Annotated in this window: 17 protein-coding genes, 2 tRNA genes and 3 pseudogenes; 12 read left to right on the plus strand and 10 right to left on the minus strand. The window is 56.2% G+C overall.

Features of this window, described 5'->3' with window-relative positions; translation table 11 throughout:
- Positions 1–467 precede the first annotated feature (467 nt).
- Both HCK03_RS26705 and HCK03_RS20215 read right to left on the minus strand, forming a co-directional pair.
- A pseudogene (locus tag HCK03_RS26705) lies at positions 468–1,274 on the minus strand (filamentous hemagglutinin N-terminal domain-containing protein); the annotation flags it as partial.
- A 12-nt stretch (positions 1,275–1,286) separates the two neighbouring features.
- Positions 1,287–2,948 carry a ShlB/FhaC/HecB family hemolysin secretion/activation protein gene (locus tag HCK03_RS20215; protein ID WP_167692099.1) on the minus strand — a complete coding sequence of 554 codons (1,662 nt, stop codon included), beginning with the start codon at positions 2,946–2,948 and terminating at the stop codon, positions 1,287–1,289.
- A gap of 285 nt (positions 2,949–3,233) precedes the next feature.
- On the opposite strand from HCK03_RS20215, the pseudogene HCK03_RS20220 reads away from it, so the two are divergent.
- Positions 3,234–3,675 (plus strand): annotated as a pseudogene (locus tag HCK03_RS20220) (tyrosine-type recombinase/integrase); the annotation flags it as partial.
- 15 nt (positions 3,676–3,690) lie between these two features.
- Here the strand turns inward: HCK03_RS20220 and HCK03_RS20225 are convergent.
- Positions 3,691–3,784 (minus strand) — tRNA-OTHER (locus tag HCK03_RS20225).
- Positions 3,785–4,275: 491 nt separating this feature from the next.
- Here HCK03_RS20225 and HCK03_RS26440 point away from each other — a divergent pair.
- Positions 4,276–4,805 (plus strand): annotated as a pseudogene (locus HCK03_RS26440) (IS3 family transposase); the annotation flags it as partial.
- 367 nt (positions 4,806–5,172) lie between these two features.
- On the opposite strand, the gene HCK03_RS20230 reads toward HCK03_RS26440, so the two are convergent.
- From HCK03_RS20230 to HCK03_RS20240, 3 genes are all read right to left on the minus strand, one after another.
- A complete protein-coding gene (locus HCK03_RS20230; RefSeq protein ID WP_167692100.1) occupies positions 5,173–7,020 on the minus strand; it encodes a hypothetical protein in 1,848 nt (615 codons plus the stop codon).
- Between the two features lie 411 nt (positions 7,021–7,431).
- A complete protein-coding gene (locus HCK03_RS26445) occupies positions 7,432–7,527 on the minus strand; it encodes a hypothetical protein (protein ID WP_255313511.1) in 96 nt (31 codons plus the stop codon).
- A 418-nt stretch (positions 7,528–7,945) separates the two neighbouring features.
- A tRNA-Arg gene (locus HCK03_RS20240) sits at positions 7,946–8,022 on the minus strand.
- Between the two features lie 353 nt (positions 8,023–8,375).
- Here HCK03_RS20240 and folD point away from each other — a divergent pair.
- Both folD and ybcJ read left to right on the plus strand, forming a co-directional pair.
- Positions 8,376–9,242 carry a bifunctional methylenetetrahydrofolate dehydrogenase/methenyltetrahydrofolate cyclohydrolase FolD gene (folD, locus tag HCK03_RS20245; RefSeq protein WP_041144398.1) on the plus strand — a complete coding sequence of 289 codons (867 nt, stop codon included), beginning with the start codon at positions 8,376–8,378 and terminating at the stop codon, positions 9,240–9,242.
- A 1-nt stretch (position 9,243) separates the two neighbouring features.
- Positions 9,244–9,456: a ribosome-associated protein YbcJ gene (gene ybcJ, locus HCK03_RS20250; RefSeq protein WP_041144397.1), complete on the plus strand. Its 213-nt coding sequence runs from the start codon at positions 9,244–9,246 to the stop codon at positions 9,454–9,456.
- Positions 9,457–9,561: 105 nt separating this feature from the next.
- Here ybcJ and cysS read toward each other — a convergent pair whose 3' ends face one another.
- Complete coding sequence (gene cysS, locus HCK03_RS20255; RefSeq protein WP_041144396.1) at positions 9,562–10,947, minus strand: cysteine--tRNA ligase; 1,386 nt, start codon at positions 10,945–10,947, stop codon at positions 9,562–9,564.
- Between the two features lie 173 nt (positions 10,948–11,120).
- On the opposite strand from cysS, the gene ppiB reads away from it, so the two are divergent.
- From ppiB to mnmH, 5 genes are all read left to right on the plus strand, one after another.
- Entirely contained in the window at positions 11,121–11,615 is a 495-nt protein-coding gene (gene ppiB, locus HCK03_RS20260; protein WP_041144395.1) for a peptidylprolyl isomerase B, read from the plus strand.
- Positions 11,616–11,618: 3 nt separating this feature from the next.
- A complete protein-coding gene (gene lpxH, locus HCK03_RS20265; protein WP_115193419.1) occupies positions 11,619–12,341 on the plus strand; it encodes a UDP-2,3-diacylglucosamine diphosphatase in 723 nt (240 codons plus the stop codon).
- 119 nt (positions 12,342–12,460) lie between these two features.
- Positions 12,461–12,970, plus strand: coding sequence for a 5-(carboxyamino)imidazole ribonucleotide mutase (gene purE / locus HCK03_RS20270; RefSeq protein WP_041144393.1), 510 nt, complete (start codon positions 12,461–12,463; stop codon positions 12,968–12,970).
- Positions 12,967–14,034, plus strand: coding sequence for a 5-(carboxyamino)imidazole ribonucleotide synthase (gene purK, locus HCK03_RS20275; protein ID WP_167692101.1), 1,068 nt, complete (start codon positions 12,967–12,969; stop codon positions 14,032–14,034). The genes purE and purK overlap by 4 nt, the downstream gene beginning before the upstream one ends.
- A 111-nt stretch (positions 14,035–14,145) precedes the next feature.
- A complete protein-coding gene (gene mnmH, locus HCK03_RS20280; RefSeq protein WP_115193421.1) occupies positions 14,146–15,222 on the plus strand; it encodes a tRNA 2-selenouridine(34) synthase MnmH in 1,077 nt (358 codons plus the stop codon).
- 60 nt (positions 15,223–15,282) lie between these two features.
- Here mnmH and HCK03_RS20285 read toward each other — a convergent pair whose 3' ends face one another.
- Positions 15,283–16,428 (minus strand): porin, encoded by a 1,146-nt coding sequence (locus HCK03_RS20285; protein ID WP_041144390.1) that lies wholly within the window; start codon positions 16,426–16,428, stop codon positions 15,283–15,285.
- 313 nt (positions 16,429–16,741) lie between these two features.
- Here HCK03_RS20285 and HCK03_RS20290 point away from each other — a divergent pair, with 313 nt between their 5' ends.
- On the plus strand, positions 16,742–17,050 hold the full coding sequence (locus tag HCK03_RS20290; RefSeq protein WP_041144389.1) for a monooxygenase: 309 nt from the start codon (positions 16,742–16,744) through the stop codon (positions 17,048–17,050).
- Positions 17,051–17,136: 86 nt separating this feature from the next.
- Here HCK03_RS20290 and ybbP read toward each other — a convergent pair whose 3' ends face one another.
- Together ybbP and ybbA are read right to left on the minus strand one after the other, a co-directional pair.
- Complete coding sequence (gene ybbP / locus HCK03_RS20295; protein WP_167692102.1) at positions 17,137–19,551, minus strand: putative ABC transporter permease subunit YbbP; 2,415 nt, start codon at positions 19,549–19,551, stop codon at positions 17,137–17,139.
- Positions 19,548–20,234: a putative ABC transporter ATP-binding protein YbbA gene (gene ybbA, locus HCK03_RS20300; RefSeq protein ID WP_041144387.1), complete on the minus strand. Its 687-nt coding sequence runs from the start codon at positions 20,232–20,234 to the stop codon at positions 19,548–19,550. Before ybbA ends, ybbP begins: the two co-directional genes overlap by 4 nt.
- Here ybbA and tesA point away from each other — a divergent pair.
- Together tesA and HCK03_RS20310 are read left to right on the plus strand one after the other, a co-directional pair.
- The gene (gene tesA, locus HCK03_RS20305) at positions 20,202–20,828 is read left to right on the plus strand and encodes a multifunctional acyl-CoA thioesterase I/protease I/lysophospholipase L1 (protein ID WP_206110927.1); all 627 of its coding nucleotides are present in this window, start codon (positions 20,202–20,204) and stop codon (positions 20,826–20,828) included. The two genes, ybbA and tesA, sit on opposite strands and share 33 nt — an antisense overlap.
- Complete coding sequence (locus HCK03_RS20310; RefSeq protein WP_167692103.1) at positions 20,818–21,627, plus strand: SDR family oxidoreductase; 810 nt, start codon at positions 20,818–20,820, stop codon at positions 21,625–21,627. Before tesA ends, HCK03_RS20310 begins: the two co-directional genes overlap by 11 nt.
- Positions 21,628–21,651: the final 24 nt, after the last annotated feature.

Below are 21,651 nucleotides of genomic sequence, written 5' to 3' on the forward strand. Positions count from 1 at the left end.
TCGGCATTCAGCTGAGCGCGGTTATGCGCCAGCAGCTTGCCGCCCTGCGTCAGGGTGTTACTGCTCACCGTCAGGTTTTGCCCGGCGGTCATCTGCCCTTGTGTTGTCAGCGTATCGCTGGCTTTAGCCGCGATATCGCGGGCAGCGTTAATCTGGCTGGAAGCATCCTGACTGATGTTTTTCGCGGTCAACGTCGCATCGCGTCCGGCGGTCAGCTTTTCACTGGCGTGCGAAATCGTGCCGTTGGCGTTCAGTACCAGGTCGCCGTCGCTGTTCAGCGAGCCGTTGCTCAGGGCAATGTCGCCCTGGCTGTTCAGCGACATACTGCCGCCGGATTTGTGGTCGCCCGTCAGGGTGAGGCTTTCACCCTTAGCGGACAGCGCCCCGCTGGCGAGGCTGTTGTGAACGGTGAGTTTGCCACCGGCATCCAGGGTGATGTCTCCCTGGCGGGCATTCAGGTCGCCGAGGTTAACCCCGACGCCTTTCTCGCTGGACACCAGATGAATGCGGTTGGCGTACATCCCGCCGAGCGCACCGGTATCCACCGCTACCGTGGGAGCGCTGCCTTCGCCCTGCTGCGCCTGCACGCTGCCGTCGGTGCCAACGCGGTTGGCCCCGGCAACCACCTTTAAATCCTTCGCATGAATGGCGGCGTTCACTTCGGTTGCGCGTGAAATGATCGACAGCGCATCGCTGCTGCTGGCATCAATCCCTTGCCCTTCGATGGTGATGCTGCCTTTTTTCACGTCCAGCGTCTGTAAATTGCCGCTGGCGTCAAAGACGGGTTTGCCCGTGGTCAGGGTGGCTTGCGGGGTGTTGATAAACCCGCAGCCGTTACAGGTGATGCCGTACGGGTTGGCGACCATCACGTTCGCCGCTTGGCCCGCCACTTCCGTGTAGCCCTGAAGCTGTGAACGGTTACCGCCGGTCACTTCGTTGATGATGCCCTTCGCTTCCTTACCCGCTTTCAGCCTGGCGTTGCCGCTAATCAGCCCGCCAAGCTGCGTCTGATTAAGCTTGCCCGTGGCGTTATTGAGGATCAGCCCCTCTTTGCCAACGTTGTAATCTTTAAACTGGTTGTGCGAAATCCCGGCCCCGTTCGGGGTGGCAATGTTCACCACCGGCACGCCGTTTGCCGCTTTATCCATGGCGGTATTACCCACTGGCGTCAGCGTAGCGGCAACGGCAGGCAGCAAGGGCTGCGTCGCGAGCAGGGCACTCATCAGATAGCTGAGCAGGCGGTAAGTTAAGCGAACGGGAGGCTGCTGATTCATGACAATAATCCCTTAAAATGCGACGGCAACGCGGTAATAAACAGTGACGTGATCCGGGCCAAGCCAGTCCGGGTAAACGAGAGGCAGTCCAACGGTGAACGAGCTGGAAACGTGACCATTGGCGGTGCTGAGCCCGGCGGCCGTGCCCCAGAGGGTGCCAGCGGAATGGCGATCCAGCCTGTCGGAGTGCAGCCAGCCGCCGTCGAGGGCCGCCAGCGCGCTGACCTGGCCGATGACCGGCAGCGTGAACAGGGTGTGGTTGAGCTCGTTTCGCCACCAGGCGCCGTTGTCGCCGGAAATGGTTTGCTCTTTAAACCCGCGCACCGAGCTTTCGCCGCCGATGGTCATGCGTTCGCTGCCGTAGAGGCGGTCCGGCGACCATTGCCCATAGGCGCTCGCCAGCCACCACAGATTGTCAGCCACCGGACGCTGGAAGCTGGCGTTCAGGCTCCATTTGCGGAACTGCGCTTTCGGTAAATCACCGTTTTTGCTGCCGTCGCTTTCAGCACCGAGCCACGGCATGCCGCGACTGAAGGTCGGGTTAAACGTCGCTACGCCACCGAACATTTTCTGGGTGTGATTCAGGCCAAACAGCAGGCTGGTGAGCTTACGGCTGCTGCTTTGCAGCAGGACATCGTCGAGATAGTTGCGGTTGATGCGATGGCTTAAGCCCAGGGAGACGCCCGTTTTGATATCGCCGTTGCGGAACAGCACGTGCGACAGATTGACGCGGTGCGTTTCGGTATCGCCGCTCGAGCGCCAGAAGTAGCCGTTGTTATCGATGGTGCTGAGATAGTTGTTCCAGCTGTAGCTGTAGTCCAGCAGGCTGTAGCCCCAGGGCACGCTGACGCCCGCCGCAAAATTCTGCGCATCTTTTGCATGCGAAAACGCGCTGCTGCGCCCGCCGCTGACGAACCAGCTGTCGGCCAGACCCAGTAAATTGTTGCCGTTCAGCCCGCCGTTAATCTGCCCGACGCCCGTATTTTTTTGTCCGCTGTTATCGAAGCTCGCGGAGGCCGAAAGGGGAAATTCCGGCGTGGCGGTAAGATGCACTACCGACCAGCCCTGCTGCGTGCCCGGTAATATTTCAATTTGTACCGGCGTGGTGCGCGTGCGGTTAATCTGCTCCATGCCTTGTTCAATATCGCGCAGATTAAGTATTTTTCCTTCAAGGCCCGGGAATACCATGTTCAGTTCGCGCTCTGGCGCGCCGTCTATGCGGATTTTCTCAAGCTTTCCTTCCAGAATACCTAAGCGTAATTCCCCTGAACGTAAATCCTGTTCGGTGAGGAAAGCGCGGCTGGTGATATATCCTCTGCGGATGTACCAGTCGGAAACGCTATTAGTGAGTTTATTAATTCGCGCCATATCCAGGCACTGGCCCTGCCAGGGCGCAAGTAAATTCCGCTGCTTGCGGGCATCAATAAGGGTGGCGCCATCAAGCACAATGCGGTTGATAGTGAAACAAGGCCCGGATGTCAGCCCAGGCCGCTCCGGTTGAGAGGGGCGGATCAGGGGTACAGCACGCTCCAGAGACTCGCGCTGCTGCTGGTTGTGAAGGAGTAATTGCTGCTGCTGTTGTTCAATGCTGCTGCGATCGGCTGGTGACAATGGGGCTGCCAAAACGGGCTGACTGAGTGCCAGTAATACCCACGCCGGATATAAAGCTTTCATCCCTGATCCTGTATATTTTTATTATTTACGCCATGAATGTATTTAATGACTTTTATTTACACCTTTGGCTACCTTACACTCAGCCCCGGGGGGATTAAAACAGTAAAAACAGGAATGCGGTAATTTTCAGATTTTTATTGTGGCTTTATTCAAGCAAATCAGATTATGGCGATAGCAAATCTGAAGCTATATATATCAGAGAACTCAAATGAGCAGGCGCAGAATCAATATATCTGCGGACAGCCACTTATATAAAATGTCGAAAATATATTCCAGGCAGATGACCGCCGCTCAAACATAATCGGGCTTGAGTGGCAGCAGATCGATATGCAGAGTATTAAGGGATCGGATAGGGAAGTATTTCAGGTGGGTATTCGTTCACACCACGGCAAAATATCGGCCGGATGCAACGTTGACGCCCGCGCTAAGAAACAGGCGGGTTGATGATAATCATGCCTGACGTTCAGGCCTGAGGAAGTCCGGGAGCGAAGATTTCCGCTTTCATGGCCTCCGGCACATCTGGGCAAGCGGGTTAATTCAGTCCGGCGTCCCGCTTTCTGTTCTACAGGAAATGGGGAAATGGGAGAGCATCGAGATGATTCGCCGTTATGCTCACCTGGCAGCGAACTATTTGACCGAACACGCACGGAAAATTGACGTCATTTTGGGCGCTAACGACACAAATACGACACAAGGAGAAAATCAGGCTGGATTAGAATTGACGTAAGCTATTGATTTTAAATGGTACGCCCTACAGGGCTCGAACCTGTAACCTACGGCTTAGAAGGCCGAAAACCCTTGATTTCTTTCGCAATAAAAAGCGCCTGTAAGGGCGCTTTTACTCAAAACTATTAACAAGTGCCGTCGGGCACTGACACAAGTTTTAAGGAAGTTTGAGGAAAACGTTCGCGAATAAACTTTCCTTGCCCCTCACTCCAGTATTCGCACTCACACATAGGTGTTTGAATCTCGGAGCCTTCAAATCCATCGAAAGCCCTTAGAACTATCATTTCGGGCCCAGACCCCGAGGCATGGACCACTCTATCACCAGCTTTGAAATTAGCCATCTGTGTAATTCCTTATTGATTTTGCTTGTGTGTAGAGCCAAAAGGGTAGTAGCGACACATCCATTTCGTAACTAAGGATAAAAAACACATAAATATTAAGAGGTGTTCGGAAATTTTCTGCGAAATACCTACCACCAATAGTACCCTCGCTTATTGTAATGCTACGCTGAATTTGGCCACCTAAACATAGGTGATATGCTCACCTCAGAACATTATAGCTGCCATAATGAAAAATAATTCACACAGAGTTCAAACGCTAATCCGCTCAGCTTGTTGTCGATCAAAATTACGCCTTTGCTGAAGCGGAAAGTGTTATGAATGTTAGACTTTCTACAATGGCATAATGGGTATAAACAGCTGTGTGCTGAGTGTAAGGGAAAGACACCTAAAACCACACCAATTACCTCGAAAAAATTGAAGTACGTGAGTTAAATAAGAAACATCAAACCATTGAAATGGAAACTAAAATATTGAAAAACCGTCCCGTAAAACCAGACGACAAGCGGATTGTATTACAAAGTCAGGCTCTGGGACTGCATAACATTAACCATGGCTCCACTGGCGCAAAAGCATTGCAACCATGCCAACTTCGAGAGGCTTGCGGATAGAACGATGACTTGTTGACAGATTGATGAAAAAGCCAGACCTAGTAAGCTGTCAGCAACCCACTCATTGATATAAATGCGATGGTCATGAACATATCGCTATCCTAAATCACCTTGTGCAGCAATTCGCGGTAACGGAGTCAAACCAGGTTTGGTGCGAAGACATGACATATATCTGGACGGGTAGTACTGGGCTCTCAGGATACACGAATATAACTGTGGATTATGACCAAATGAATCGGAATATTGGTACTGGAAAAACACTAAAGAACGGACAGGTTCTTTCGCAGAACTATTCATTGATCGCTGATGGCGCCTTGCTCTTTTCTATATTGAGCGATATTGATGGCGAATTTCATAAGATTTCGTCAGGAACACCCGTTAGTTGGGTGCTCCATTAGAGTATCAGCGATGTTAAGCAACAAGCCACGATAGTAGAGAGAGTTATTTATAACGTATCGTTCAGTAACATCCGAAACCTTAGCCGAGTGAGACGCTCAAACAATAATTTATATGTTTCATTAGTTTCCCCAAGCCTGTTATAAAAGCATTTTAAATCGGGGTCAATTCAAAACACTTCACCGGTTTCCCATCCTGCATTTCTACCAGTAACCGCGCAGATTGCGGTTGCTCAGTCAACAATCCTTGTTGGAATTGCCCGAACGACAAATGAGCTTCTTCAATAGCCATCTTTTGCTGCATTAACGTTGTTGTCGCCCATTTCCGCAGTAATACTTTATTGGCATTGGTCGTATTGCTCTGTTCCGTCAATGCGCTAATACCTTGTATCCGCTGGTGAAACTGACGCTCAACTTTGTCAATAACGCTTGCGAACTGCTGATAGTTATGAACAATAGTTTGATGGCGGTGCTTGACGAGTGTTGTGTCACCTTCGGCATGAGTCAGAAGATGCAATGCTTGTGCACGAACCTTCATTGCCAGTCCCCATTCATGGATTCGCTCATCAAGGATCTTTTGTTGGGTTTGGATCTTGTTCGTAATTTCTGTACTGCCAAAGAGTCCACGGTCTTTAAGCGCTGACACTTTGTCGCCAGCAGCAGTAATATCAGTCAGTAAGTGCTCCTGCAGGGCGGAAAACTGGACTTCAATATCCTCCAGTTTTTGGCGTATTGCGGGTGAGCATTGTCCCTCCAGCACCGTGGGCGTAATTTGTTGCAGATAGTGTATGGCTCCAATGATCTCTGACTTACGTGCACTGTTCTGGAACGCAGAAATCTCACGCACCGCGTCAACAATTTCCGTTAATTTCTTGCTGATATCTGCCAGATGTTTTTGCGCCAACACAGCAGAAGCAACATTCAACAACATACCGGCATTAACAAGTTGATTGAGTTTGTCAGGATTAAGCAGAACGGCATGTTCCTTAATACCTTTTTCTCCCAGGCTGAATCCACGAAAACCAGGGCCATCTTTTACACTCGCCAAAGAGCCATTAATAACGACCTCCATATATTGATGCTTGGCAATGTGTGCAGAGGTAGCCAGTGAGGGCAACGTTTGCAACAGCGGACTCAGGTGTGAAATACCTGTAATATCCTGTTCCCGCATCCCGTCCGTGCTAATAAGTTCCGAAGGTGGAATTGTCGAAACCGTAAGAGCAGGTTGGTTAATATCCTGCCCAAAACCCCAGCGTTGATCGTATGTGAGAGCAGGCATCGTGACTGGTGATGGTTGAGCGGTAAGTCGAAACAAGCGGGAATTTTTTGAACGAATCCAGGCAATCTGCACCACGCAGGGCAGGGTTACTCGAAATGCTGGGTTCGAGATATCATAGGCTGTATACAGACCGGTAATAGCCAGACCAACCGGCCCCGTCAGAACTCCTAAAACACGCCCGATCCCGAGCCCTGCAATTAATGGCAGGGCTTTGCCTGCTGTAGTTTGGGCAAGGCCATTGGCAACTAATGCTGCTTTCTGCCAGACAGGCATATCCATTCTGGCTGATGGGCTTATGCCCATATCATGCAGAATCTGGCTGCGTTCATCATCCGACATTTTTTTCCATGATGAGGTAAAGACACAGTCAATGATCAGCGCTTCTTTTTCTTCTACAGTAGTAGAGGTTGGGGCTTTAATCTTCAGATGGCTGGCAACGTCATCCACAATTTCGCTATAACCGACACCGTTGCGACGAAACAGATTCACGAACGTATTGCCACCAAAATGCTGCAACTCCCGCACCAGCAGGCGCAGAGTTTCTTCATCGGGCACATCGTGGCGCTTGGCGTCCTGCAATACGGTTTTAACGCTGTCTGATATTGAAAAACCAAACTTGCCAGAGTTGGTGATGTAATCGATCAGCAGATCAATATCACCCTTATCCGCGTTCAGCAACAGTGTAACCAGAGTCTCATCCCCCTGGATATCTATCTCGTTCATGAAAATCCCTCTGCAGTATTCATTGTCTGAAACTATTAAAACCCGCGCATTCCATCAAAAAATGTATCAATCATGCCACGTACTCGCTCATAGTCACGTGTGCGGACCGTTTTACGTTCCAGAATTTTAGGTTGCCTGGTGAGGATTTCGGCTACCCGATCTTTTCGCGTGAATACATCGGTGAAAATGCAATTTTCCTGTAGTCCTGTGAGCTTAATGGCATCCAGTCGTTCTTTTTCACATCGTACTGAAATGGCTCTACTTTTTTCGCGCTCAACATAGGTTTCAAATGTCTGAGTGACAGCTTAATCATTGGTGACGTGTAGCAGATTTTCTTCAATAAAGTTTTCAATCAGCTCACTTTTCTGCGCATCGTGATATTGCTGTCAACGATATCCATGATTTTTTCTTCTACTCCAGCAGCTCTTTCGGCGGTATTACCTGAATACCTGCCAACAGTTTCAAAAGGTAGCCAACGTTAATTTCATCGCAGTGGAGCAGTGGCATTTCAAAATCGATATCATCCAGGCTCGCCCGTGCTCACTGTGCTGGATACGGCTGCTATGCGAACCCGCTGTAAACATGACGATATTATGATAAGTGGGCTGCACTCAGATTCCGAATAAAAATAAAATAACGTAAACGATGGACTTTAATCATAAATTTTATGAATGCCCCATATCAAGGTATTTAAATTTATTAGATATGCGCAGAATCAATACTCTTGCGATGTGTATAACACTCTATACATTCGATTATAAGAATATGCTTATTTTATTACCGGCTACCCTATGGGCCATGATAGTGAGTTATGACTTTTGAAGAGACGCTGGACAAGTTTCTTAATCGTAAGCTTGCTCTGGCAAGAGGTATATTGAAAGATACGTCACAATTAACCGTTGCTGACTTTTAAATCGTACTGAAATGGTACGCCCTACAGGGCTCGAACCTGTGACCTACGGCTTAGAAGGCCGTTGCTCTATCCAACTGAGCTAAGGGCGCACTGAGAAGCGGGAGCTTCATGATGTGCAATCGCCGGGAATTATACGGTGCATGCCTGATGAGTCAATGCATTTTGCCATCAAACTGTTTTCTACGGCCCACTTGCCTACTTATGCACCAGGCGACGCATAAGGATTATCCAATCCGCGTCGTCATTTCCCCGCATAACATCGGCTTAAATGCCCGCCGGTTCGCCGGCTATGCATCTTAATCGCGCCGCAACGGCGGGACTTATCGCCCCTCCGCGCGCCGAAAAGCGATAAAAAATCAAACGAGGACTGACAGAGAGGCTGGCTTCTGACAAAATATCAGCAACCCCCTTTCGTTAAGATACAGATGGAATCCTCTCTCTGATGGCAGCAAAAATTATTGACGGTAAAACGATTGCGCAGCAGGTGCGCTCTGAAGTCGCGGAAAAAGTGAAGGCGCGCACAGCGGCCGGAAAACGCGCCCCAGGGTTAGCCGTCGTGCTGGTTGGCAGCAACCCGGCATCGCAGATTTATGTCGGCAGCAAGCGCAAGGCGTGTGAAGAGGTGGGGTTCATCTCCCGCTCATACGATCTCCCGGAAACCACCAGCGAAGCGGAGCTGCTGGAGCTTATCGACACGCTGAATGCCGATTCGGCTATCGACGGTATCCTGGTGCAGCTGCCGCTGCCTGCCGGGATCGATAATGTGAAAGTGCTGGAACGCATCGCGCCGGACAAAGACGTCGATGGCTTCCATCCCTACAACGTCGGCCGCCTGTGCCAGCGCGCTCCGCGCCTGCGCCCGTGTACGCCGCGCGGTATCGTGACGCTGCTTGAGCGTTACAACATCGACACCTACGGCCTGAACGCCGTGGTAATCGGCGCCTCTAACATCGTCGGCCGTCCGATGAGCATGGAGCTGCTGCTGGCTGGCTGCACCACCACCGTGACCCACCGCTTCACCAAAAACCTGCGTCAGCACGTCGAAAATGCCGATCTGCTGATCGTCGCGGTTGGTAAGCCGGGCTTTATTCCGGGCGAATGGATTAAAGAAGGCGCGATTGTGGTCGATGTCGGCATTAACCGCCTGGAAAGCGGCAAAGTGGTTGGCGACGTGGTCTATGAAGATGCCGCCGCGCGCGCGTCATACATCACGCCGGTTCCCGGCGGCGTCGGCCCGATGACCGTAGCCACCCTCATTCAGAACACGCTGCAGGCGTGCGAAGAGTATCACGACATTCAGGAGGCCTAAGATGGCGACTTTTTCTCTGGGTAAACACCCGCACGTTGAGCTGTGCGATCTGCTGAAGCTCGAAGGCTGGAGCGAAAGCGGCGCGCAGGCAAAAATCGTGATTGCCGACGGTCTGGTGAAAGTTGATGGCGCGGTTGAAACCCGCAAGCGCTGTAAGATCGTTGCCGGCCAGACGGTCAGCTTTGCAGGTCAGAGCATCACCGTGACCGCCTGACCGCCGTCGCTGAATAAAAAAATGCCGGGCCCTTAAGGTCCGGCATTTTTATTTCGCTAAAGGCTTCGCTGCCCCAGGCGTCTCGCCCGGGGATCAGGCTTGAGGCTACTTGCGACGCCAGGTGGTGCCCTGAGCGCCATCTTCCAGCACGATGCCCATTTCGTTGAGACGGTCACGCGCGGCGTCCGCAGCGGCCCAGTCCCTGGCTTTACGCGCGTCGAGACGCTGCTGGATCAGGGATTCAATTTCTGCCACTTCGCCGTCGTCAGCCTGCGCCCCGCTCTGCAGGAACGCGTCCGGCTCCTGCTCCAGCAGGCCCAGCACGCCGGAGAGCTTGCGCATATGCGCCGCCAGCGCGCTTGCCGCCTGCGCGTCTTCGGTTTTCAGCCGGTTCACTTCGCGCGCCATATCGAACAGCACCGAATAGGCTTCCGGAGTGTTGAAGTCGTCGTCCATCGCTTCCACAAAGCGCGCTTCAAACGCCTCGCCGCCGGCAGGAGCTACGCCGCCGTCGGTACCGCGCAGCGCGGTGTACAGACGCTCCAGCGCAGAACGCGCCTGCTTCAGGTTCTCTTCGCTGTAGTTCAGCTGGCTACGATAGTGGCCGGACATCAGGAAGTAGCGGATGGTTTCGGCATCGTAGTACTTCAGCACGTCGCGCACGGTAAAGAAGTTGCCCAGCGACTTCGACATCTTTTCGCGGTCAATCATTACCATGCCGGAGTGCATCCAGTAGTTCACGTATTCGCCGTCGTGCGCACAGGTGGACTGCGCGATTTCGTTTTCGTGATGCGGGAACATCAGATCCGAACCGCCGCCGTGAATATCAAAATGGTTGCCCAGCTGCTTGCAGTTCATCGCCGAACATTCGATGTGCCAGCCCGGACGCCCGGCGCCCCACGGCGACGGCCAGCTCGGCTCGCCCTCTTTCGACATCTTCCACAGCACGAAGTCCATCGGGTTGCGCTTAACGTCAACCACGTCAACGCGAGCGCCGGCCTGCAGCTGCTCCAGATCCTGGCGCGACAGCTGGCCGTAGTTCGGATCGGTCGGAACCGAGAACATCACGTCGCCGTTGTCCGCCACGTAGGCGTGATCGCGGGCGATCAGCTGTTCGGTGATTTCAATAATTTCCGGAATATGGTGCGTCGCGCGCGGCTCGAGGTCCGGGCGCAAAATATTCAGCGCATCAAAATCTTTGTGCATTTCGCCAATCATGCGATCGACCAGCGCCACGAAGTTTTCGCCGTTCTCATTAGCACGCTTAATGATTTTGTCGTCAATATCGGTGATGTTGCGTACATACTTCAGCTTATAGCCGAGAAAGCGCAGGTAGCGGGCTACCACGTCAAAAGAGACAAAAGTCCGGCCGTGACCGATGTGACAGAGATCGTAAACGGTGATACCACACACGTACATGCCAACTTCCCCGGCATGAATAGGTTTAAACTCTTCTTTTTGGCGCGTCAGTGTATTAAAAATTTTTAACATCGAAGATTCCGTGTAAACGTGTGTAGTGATAAGCCGCATATTCTAACCTGAATTCAACCCCGAAGCAGCACACAATGCAAGGTGATCCAACCCCGCGGTTATGCTATAACAGCCCCCTATGTCACGCCCAACATTGGGTTCAAGCACCACAATCATCGGAACAGGATGCAAAAATGGTTACTTTCCACACTAATCATGGCGATATCGTAATCAAAACCTTTGACGACAAAGCGCCGGAAACAGTTAAAAACTTCCTGGACTACTGCCGCGAAGGTTTCTACAACAACACCATTTTCCACCGTGTTATCAACGGTTTTATGATCCAGGGCGGCGGTTTTGAGCCGGGCATGGAGCAGAAAACAACCAAGTCTCCGATCCAGAACGAAGCCAACAACGGCCTGAAAAACACCCGCGGTACTCTGGCGATGGCCCGTACTCAGGCGCCTCACTCCGCCACCGCGCAGTTCTTCATCAACGTTGCTGATAACGACTTCCTGAACTTCTCTGGTGAAAACCTGCAGGGTTGGGGCTACTGCGTATTTGCTGAAGTCGTTGAAGGCATGGACGTAGTCGACAAAATCAAAGCGGTTTCTACCGGCCGCAGCGGCATGCATCAGGATGTGCCGAAAGAAGATGTTGTGATCAAAAGCGTCACCGTCAGCGAATAATTCGTGGCGACACTTTTTATTGCAGACCTGCATCTGCAAACCGAAGAACCGGCGACCGTCGCCGGTTTTCTCCGCTTTTTACGCGAAGAGGCCCGCGAGGCGGACGCGCTCTATATCCTTGGCGATCTGTTCGAAGCCTGGATCGGCGATGACGATCCTAACCCGCTGCACCAGCAAATCGCCGCCGCGCTCAGCGCATTGACCCGCTCCGGCGTCCCCTGCTTTTTCGTCCACGGCAACCGCGATTTTCTTATCGGCCAGCGCTTTGCCCGCGCCTGCGGCATGACGCTGCTGACGGAAGAAAACGTGCTCGATCTCTACGGCCGCCGCGTTTTAATTATGCATGGCGACACCCTCTGCACCGACGATGCCGGCTACCTGGCGTTTCGCGCCAAGGTGCATACGCCGTGGATCCAGCGCCTTTTCCTCGCGCTGCCGCTGTTTATACGCCGCCGCATCGCCGCAAAAATGCGCGCCAACAGCACCGCGGCCAACAGCAGTAAGTCGATGGACATCATGGACGTTAACCCGCAGGCGGTTACAGCAATCCTCGAAAAGCATCACGTTCAGTGGCTGATCCACGGTCATACCCATCGCCCGGCCATCCACCAAATAGAAGCAAACGGCATGCCGGCCTTTCGCGTGGTCCTCGGCGCGTGGCACAGCGAAGGCTCGATGGTGAAGGTCACCAAAGACGACGTTGAACTGATCCCTTTCCCGTTTTAATTATCGCGCTATTTTCCGCCGCAATCGGCCTACGCAACCGTTTTCCTCGCCCGTTTATCGTGTTATTCTCTGTGGCCTCTAAAGCAGTGTGAAGCACACCCACAGGAGTTTTAAGACGCATGTCTTCCCGCAATAATTCGGCGCGTATCGCCATCGTGATGGGGTCCAAAAGCGACTGGGCTACCATGCAGTTTACCGCAGAAATCTTTGATGCCCTGAACGTTCCGTACCATGTTGAAGTGGTCTCCGCGCACCGTACTCCCGATAAGCTGTTCAGCTTCGCCGAAGGCGCAGAGAGCAACGGCTATCAGGTGATTATTGCCGGTGCGGGCGGCGCGGCGCATTTGCCGGGCATGATTGCGGCGAAAACGCTGGTCCCGGTGCTCGGCGTGCCGGTGCAGAGCGCGGCGCTGAGCGGCGTTGACAGCCTCTACTCTATCGTCCAGATGCCGCGCGGGATCCCGGTCGGCACGCTGGCTATCGGTAAAGCCGGCGCCGCCAACGCCGCCCTGCTGGCGGCGCAGATTCTGGCGGTGCACGACGCCGAACTGCACCAGCGCCTGAGCGCATGGCGTCAGGCGCAAACCGATGAAGTGCTGGAGAATCCGGACCCACGGGGTGCGGCATGAAGCAGGTTTGTATCCTCGGCAACGGCCAGCTTGGCCGCATGCTGCGCCAGGCCGGAGAGCCGCTGGGTATCACGGTGTGGCCGGTTGGCCTTGAGGCCGACCCTGAAGCGGTGCCGTTTCAGCAAAGCGTCATCACCGCTGAAATCGAACGCTGGCCGGAAACGGCCCTCACCCGCGAACTGGCGCGCCACCCGGCGTTTGTTAACCGCGACGTGTTTCCTATCATTGCCGATCGCCTGACGCAAAAGCAGCTCTTCGACAGGCTGGGCCTCGCCACCGCGCCGTGGCAGCTGCTGGCGGATAAAAACCAGTGGCCGGAGATTTTCGCGACCCTCGGCGAGCTGGCTATCGTTAAGCGTCGCGTAGGCGGCTACGACGGGCGCGGCCAGTGGCGCCTGCGTGAAGACGACTGCGCGCAGCTGCCCGACGATAACTACGGCGAATGCATTGTCGAACGGGGAATTAACTTCTCCGGCGAAGTGTCGCTGGTTGGTGCCCGCGCCGAGGATGGCAGCACGGTGTTCTATCCGCTGACCCGCAACCTGCATCAGGACGGAATTCTGCGCACCAGCGTCGCCTTCCCGCAGGCCAACGCCCGCCAGCAGGACCAGGCCGAAGGCATGCTCTCCGCCATTATGGACGAGCTGCAGTACGTCGGGGTCATGGCGATGGAGTGCTTCGTCACCGCCGACGGTCTGCTGATCAACGAGCTGGCCCCGCGCGTGCACAACAGCGGCCACTGGACGCAGAACGGCGCCTCTATCAGCCAGTTTGAGCTGCATCTGCGGGCCATTACCGACCTGCCGCTGCCGCCGCCGGTGGTCAACAGCCCGTCGGTGATGATCAACCTGATCGGCACCGATCTTAACTACGACTGGCTGAAGCTGCCGCTGGTGCACCTGCACTGGTACGACAAAGAGGTTCGTCCGGGCCGCAAAGTGGGCCACCTGAACCTGACCGACAGCGATACCGATCGCCTGAGCGCCACGCTCGAAGCGTTGAAGCCGCTGCTGCCACCGGAGTACGCCAGCGGTATTTTCTGGGCGCAGTCGCAGCTCAGCTAAGCCTTTCGTGCCGGGGAAAACGCGTTACCCCTTCCCCGGCACGCCTTCAGGCGCGTAGAATCCCTCCTTCGCTTTACAGAAAATCTCGGTTTCACTTCAGAAGGAAGACCCATGAATAATGGGACGGATTACCGCGCCATTCTCGCCGCGGATACCCCGCTTATTGACGTGCGCGCCCCGGTTGAGTTCAGCCAAAGCGCGCTCCCCGCAGCAGTCAACCTGCCGCTGATGGACGATGAACAACGCGCCGCCGTCGGCACCTGTTACAAACGTCAGGGGGCAGAGGCCGCCCTGGCGCTAGGCCATCGCCTGGTGAATGGCGACCTTCGCGCCCGGCGCCTGCAGGCGTGGCGTGAAGCCTGCCTGCGCGCGCCTCAGGGCTATCTTTGCTGCGCCCGCGGCGGCCAGCGCTCGCACATTGTTCAGCAGTGGCTGCGCGAATCGGGCATCGATTACCCGCTGATTGTCGGCGGCTATAAGGCGCTGCGCCAGGCGGCCATCCAGCTGACGCAGGAGCTGGTTCAGCGCCCAATAGTGCTGATCGGCGGCTGCACCGGCAACGGAAAAACCCAGCTGGTTGCCGCGCGGCCTGACGGAATCGACCTCGAAGGGCTCGCCCACCATCGCGGCTCCTCCTTCGGACGCACGCTGCGCGAGCAGCACGCACAGGCGACGTTTGAAAACCATCTCGCGGTGGCCATGCTGAAAAAAGCGGCCAGCCAGCGCCGCTGGGTGCTGGAAGATGAAGGGCATATGATAGGCGCCAACCATCTGCCGGAATGCCTGCGCGATCGCATGGCGCAGTCGCCGCTGGCGGTGGTGGAGGATCCGTTTGACGTCCGCCTGGCGAGGCTGCGGGAGGAGTATTTTGACCGGATGCACCGCGACTTTATGGCCGCGTACGGTGAAGAGCAGGGTTGGCAGGAGTACAGCGCCTATCTGCACCACGGCCTGTTTGCTATCCGCCGTCGCCTGGGGCTCCAGCGTTTTGCTCAGCTCACCGCCCTGCTCGATGACGCGCTGGCGGAACAGCTGCGTACGGCGAGCACCGACGCGCATTTTGCGTGGCTCGTTCCGCTATTGAAAGAGTACTACGACCCGATGTATCGCTATCAGCTGGGTAAAAAAGCGGAGAAGATTATTTTTCGCGGAACCTGGCAGGACGTTGCCTCCTGGCTGGCGCGGTAGCCCGCGTAAACGCAGCGCAAGCCGGGATTTTCGGCATCGCGCTGCGCGGGAGGTCGCGGTTTAGAAATCGTAGCGCAGACGCACCAGGTTCATATCGCCCAGGTTATCGGTGCTCGACGTAAAGACGTGTTCGTAGTCAACGCGGAAGCCATAATCGAGCTGGAAGCTGATCCCGAGGCCGTTATCAATACGCTGATAGTTACGCCCGTTCACGTATTGCAGGCGGTCGCCCATAAAGTACGGCTGAACGGATTTGAGCGCGTACTGGCCAACCGGGATTTTATACCCCGCGAAGTACTCAATACCCCAGGCATCGCCGGCGAAGTAGTTATTCACGTCGGCTTTTTTGGTGGTCAGGAAGTTCTGATACCAGCCGCCGCCGAAGGAGAAGGTCCAGTTATCCGGCGTCCAGCTTAGGGCGGTACCGAGGATATTCTGGTTGTAGGTTTTGTTCTCAGCGCTCGACGGATCGCGCATTTCGGCACGCGTATAGTTCCACGCCGTACCCCAGGTCAGGTCCTTCATGATGTGGTAGTCCACGCCAACGGAGCCCCCGCCTTTACGCTTATAGCGCAGACCATTCCCCGGCAAATACTCATTATCTTCAAACAGATAAGAAGCATACAGATCGACGTCACCGGCCGATTTTTTATACTTGAGCATATTGCGCGAGCGGTAAGAACCGTCGTAATCGCCGTTGATGCCGTTACCCGGCGCCTGGGCAACCATGTCGTAATCCCAGATATCGGTTTTGGCGCCCACTACATCGTAATAAATACTGTTTTGCTGACCGTAGGTTAACGTCCCCCAGGTATCGCTCTTCAGCCCGGTATAGAGCATACGACGGGAGGTGTTATTGGCGCCTTCCGCATAGTGATTATCCCAGTCGAACAGCGCCGGAATATTGACGCCCAGTTCGTAATAACTGATCCAGCTAATATCGTCGAACAGATAATAATCAGCGGCGAAGCGGAAACGAGTGCCGCCGTCGAAGCCGTTACGCTTATAGGAGCCTTTGTCGCCATCGCCGGACATCATGTTGAACTGCGGACGAATGCTCCCGCCGACGGTGAAGTTCAGACGGCTTAACGGATCGCCGGCCTGCGGATCTTGTTTCAGCAGCGTTATCTCGGCCTGGGAAGCAAAAGAAGTGACTGCCAGCGCTGCGCCGATCGTTATCGCCAGCGCTTTTATTTTATGTGCCATGCTTTGTCCTTGAGTAATAAGCAACCTTATATTTGCAAGGTGAATATTAACCGTGATTACCAACTCCGTGTTGTCGCTTTTTTACGCTTTCGTGCTCTTAAAAATCAGTGACTTACCATTTTGTGCCGTTAACGAAAAGCCGCCGCGAATGTCATTCAACCGTCATTAACCTGCGCTATCTCCCCGCGCCCGCAGAGGCTCGCTTTGCCGTCGCCGAGCGATTGTGGGTATAGTTGCCGATGCACGGCGCTCCCGGGGAGTACCACTCTGCCGACGGCGCACGCAAACCCTACGTCGAGTCCATGGAGGAGTTATGTCGAATAAACTGCTGCAGCTTCACTTTGCCTTTAACGGCCCGTTTGGCAGCGAGATGTCCCGTCAGCTGGTGGAGCTTGCCGAGTCCATCAACCAGGAGCCGGGTTTTATCTGGAAGATTTGGACCGAAAGCGAAAAAAACTACGAGGCAGGAGGCATCTATCTTTTTGCGGATGAGGAGACGGCGCTCGCCTATCTCACGAAGCATACCGCGCGCCTGAAGTCGCTGGGCGTCGAAAGCGTGGAGTACAAACTTTTTGATATTAATGAACCGCTGACCGCGCTGAACCACGGCCACGCGCGGTAGCCTGGCGCCAGGCTTATACGCAACGCAGTAAAAAGCCCGGGGCGCTGATACTCCACCCCGGGCCTGCAGACGATCCGCCCGCTGAACTACTGGCTAAACTGGCGGAACAGCGCCTTACCTTTTAACAAACGCAGCCCCAGCCAGCCGCCGCACAGGGAGAGCAGCAGCGCCCCGCAGAGCGGCAGCATCACCCACAGCCGCCAGTCCGGCGACCACGGGAAATCAAAGACTTTGGTTTGCAGCATCGCCAGCGCCACCTCAGCCCCTATCGCCGCCACAATCCCGGAAACCACCCCCAGCAGGGCAAACTCCGCCCACAGCGTGGTACGCAGCAGCGATTTTCCGGCCCCCAGCGTGCGCCAGACCACCAGTTCCTGATAGCGCTGGCGCATCCCGACCTGAACCTGCGCCAGCAGCAGTAAAATACCGCAGGCGGTCACCAGCACCACCATCACTTCCAGCGCGCGGCTGACCTGCGTCAGAACCTGACCCACCTGACGCAGAATGGCGCCGATATCCAGCAGGCTGACGGTCGGGAATTCGCGGTTCAGCTGCGTCAACATGCCGCTGCCGTTATCCCAGCGGAAGCTGGTCAGCCAGCTCTGCGGCTGTCCGTCGAGCGCGTTCGGCGGGAAAATAAAGAAGAAGTTAGGCCGCAGGCTCTCCCAGTCAACTTTACGCACGCTGGTGACCTTAGCGCTGAAGTCCTGGGTATCGCCGGTAAAGGTGACGCTATCGCCGAGCTTAACCCCCAGCCGCTGCGCCAGCCCCTCTTCGATCGACACCTCACCGGCTTTTGGCGGCCAGCTGCCGGCCACCAGCGGATTATGATCCGGCCGGTCGTTGCTCCAGGTCAGGTTGAGCTCGCGATTCAGCGCTTCGTCCTTATTGCCCTCCGTCGCCTGACCGTTAATCTGCGTCAGGCGCGCGCGGACGATGGGGTAAAACTCCGTCGCCGCCGTCTGGTGCCCGGCAAGAAAAGCTTTGACCGGAGCAACCTGATCCGGGGCAATATTAATCAGAAAGTAGTTGGGGCTTTCCGGCGGCAGCTGCTGCTGCCAGCGATCCAGCAGATCGCCGCGCAGCACCAGCAGCAGAGCGAGCAGCATAAACGACAGCGAGAACGCCGCCAGCTGGCTGAGCGTCGACCACGGCTGGCGCAGCAGCCGGTTGACCGCGAGGCGCAGCGGCAGCGCCTTCAGCGTTACGCGCTTCAGCAGCCACAGTAGCCCCCATCCCAGCAGGCCGCACAGCAGCGCCAGCACCACCGCGCCGGCGAGAACCGCCCACAGCAGCGGGCTGCCGCCCATCAGCCAGGCCAGCAGAATAACCACCACCGCGCAGACCAGCGGAATATAGACCTTCAGCGGCCAGACGTTAGCCACCACGTCCTGACGCAGCACCCGCAGCGGCAGCGTCGCCAGCAGCAGCCGATAGGGACGCAGGCCCACCAGCAGCGAAATCACCACCATCGCGCCAATCGCCCACAGCCACGGCCAAAGGCTGGCGGCCGGCAGCGCGCCCGGGAGAACCGGTTTCAGCATCACCAGCAGGACTTTCTCCAGCCCCATCCCCATCGCGCCGCCGGTAATGACCGCCAGCGCCAGCAGCAGCAGCCACTGCCCGACGATCAGCTTGCGCAGCTGCGCCCGCCCGGCGCCGAGGGTTTTAAGGATCGCCACCAGATCGTAACGGCTGCGGCAGTAGTGGCTCATAGCCACCGCTACCGCCGCCACCGCCAGCAGGAGGGTGAGCAGCGCCGAGAGCAGCAGGAACTGCTGCGAGCGTTCGAGGGATTTACCCAGCGCGCTGTCATCCTGCTCCAGGCCAATCCAGCGGTGTTCCGTCCCCAGCTTTGGCAGCAGCCACTGCTCATACTCCGCCAGCTGCGGCGCGGTTCCGGCAAACTTATAGCGCCAGGAGACGCGGCTGCCGGGCTGCACCGCCCCGGTCTTTGCCACATCGGCGGTATTCATCATCAGCCGCGGCGCCATCTGGAAAGGATTGAACCCGGCGTCCGGCTCCTGAATCACCTCCCCGGCAATGCGCAGCGTGGCGTCACCGACGTCGATGGTATCGCCGGTTTTTAAATTCAGCAGCGCCATTAGCCGCGGAGCCAGCAGCACGCTGCCCGCCTGCGGTTTTAAGCCCGGCGGCTGGGTTTCCAGACGCCCGTAAAGAGGATAGGTACCATCAACCGCCTTGACGTCGGCCAGCTGCGGCGTATCGCCGGCGAAGGTCATGGTGGCGAAGCTGAGCTGTTCGCCAACCGTTAATCCCAGCCGGCGCGCCTGCGCGAGCCAGTCGGCGGGCACCTCGCGCGAGCTGCGCAGCGTCCGGTCTCCGGCCATAAACTCACGGCTCTGCTGGCTGAGCCCCTTTTCCATGCGATCGCTTATCGACCCCAGCGCCAGCACGCAGGCCACCGCCAGGCTCAGCGCCAGCCAGACGATCAGCAGCGACGGCGATCGCCATTCGCGCCAGAACCAGCGGGCAATCATGCTTCCTCCCGCAGCTGACCATCAACCAGCCGCAGCCGCCGGTCGCAGCGCGCCGCCAGCAGCGGATCGTGCGTCACCAGGATAAGCGTCGTCCCGTGTTCGCGATTGAGCGAAAACAGCAGGTCGGCAATTTTATCTCCGGTTTGCCGATCGAGGTTGCCAGTCGGCTCATCGGCAAACAGCAGCTCCGGGCGCCCGTTGAAGGCGCGGGCCAGCGCCACCCGCTGCTGCTCGCCGCCGGAAAGCTGCGCCGGCAGATGGTTCAGGCGCTTGCCCAGCCCCAGCTGCTCCAGCAGCGCTCTGGCGCTGCCCCGGCTTTGGCTGTCGCTCTCGCCGCGCAGCAGCGCCGGAAGCTCGACGTTCTCCAGCGCATTCAGGGTCGGGATCAGCATAAAGGACTGAAAGACAAAGCCGATGTGCTTAGCGCGCAGCTGCGCCCTCGCCTCTTCGTCCATGCGGTGCAGCGGCTGCCCAAGCAGAGAGACCTCCCCGCCGCTGCCGTCGTCCAGTCCGGCAAGGATCGCCAGCAGCGTGGATTTGCCGGAACCCGACTCGCCGATCAGGGCGATGGTCTGCGCCGGTTTGACAACCAGCTCAACTCCGGTAAGGATGGAAAGCTGATGCTCTCCCTGACCGACGGACTTCTTAAGATGATGAACTTCAAGTATGTTTTCCGCTGGCATTTGCCTTTCCTGTTTCTGGTCCTGTTTACCTGCCGCGTGATGGCGGCGGACACGCTGTTAGTTCTCGGCGATAGCCTGAGCGCCGGCTATCGTATGGCGGCCAACGCCGCGTGGCCTGCGCTACTTAACGATAAGTGGCAGGCAAAAACGCCGGTGATTAACGCCAGCATCAGCGGCGACACGTCGCAGCAGGGGCTGGCGCGTCTGCCGGCGCTGCTTAAGCAGCATCAGCCGCGCTGGGTGCTGGTCGAGCTCGGCGGCAATGACGGACTGCGCGGCTTCCCGCCTCAGCAAACGGAGCAGACGCTGCGCACCGTTTTGCAGGATATCAAAGCGGCAAACGCCCAGCCGCTGCTGATGCAAATTCGCCTGCCCGCCAACTACGGGCGTCGTTATAATGAAGCCTTTAGCGCAATGTATCCCGCACTGGCCAAAGAGTTTGATATTCCTCTGTTACCCTTTTTTATGGAAGAGGTCTACCTGAAGCCGCAGTGGATGCAGGATGATGGAATCCACCCCAACCGCGACGCCCAGCCGTTTATTGCCGACTGGATGGCGACGCGACTGGCTCCCTTAGTTAATCATGACTCCTGATCCACAGGGGTTGTTTGCAGGTAAAGTTATGCAAAAAACGGTTTTAGTTACAGGATGTTCCAGCGGTATTGGCCTTGAAAGCGCGCTCGATCTGAAACGTCAGGGCTTTAACGTTCTTGCGGCCTGCCGCAAGGCCGAGGACGTGGCGCGGATGCAGGAACTCGGACTGACCGGTATTTTGCTGGATCTCGACGATCCGCTGAGCGTGGAGCGCGCGGCGGCAGAGGTTATCGCTCTGACCGATAACCGCCTGTACGGCCTGTTTAATAACGCCGGCTACGGCGTGTATGGCCCGCTTATCACCATCAGCCGCCGGCAGATGGAGCAGCAGTTTAGCGCCAACTTTTTTGGCGCCCATCAGCTCACCATGCTGCTGCTTCCGGCAATGGAGCCGCACGGCGAGGGCCGCATCGTGATGACCTCCTCGGTGATGGGGATCATCTCCAGCCCCGGGCGCGGCGCCTATGCCGCCAGCAAATATGCGCTGGAGGCCTGGTCCGACGCCCTGCGCATGGAGCTGCGCTATAGCGGCATTAAGGTCAGCCTGATTGAGCCGGGGCCGATTCGCACCCGCTTTACGACCAACGTCAACCAAACCCAGAGCGATAAGCCGGTGGAAAACCCCGGCATCGCCGCGCGCTTTACCCTCGGGCCGGAGGCGGTGGTGGAAAAAGTGCGCCATGCTTTCGTTAGCGATAAACCGAAGCTGCGCTATCCGGTGACCCTGGTCACGCACGCGGTGGCCCTGCTCAAACGCCTGTTGCCCACGCGGATGATGGACAAAATTATCCAGGGCTGAGTTGAAGCTCCGGCCGTCGCCCCC

This window comes from Klebsiella terrigena (assembly GCF_012029655.1).
Lineage (GTDB): Bacteria > Pseudomonadota > Gammaproteobacteria > Enterobacterales > Enterobacteriaceae > Klebsiella > Klebsiella terrigena.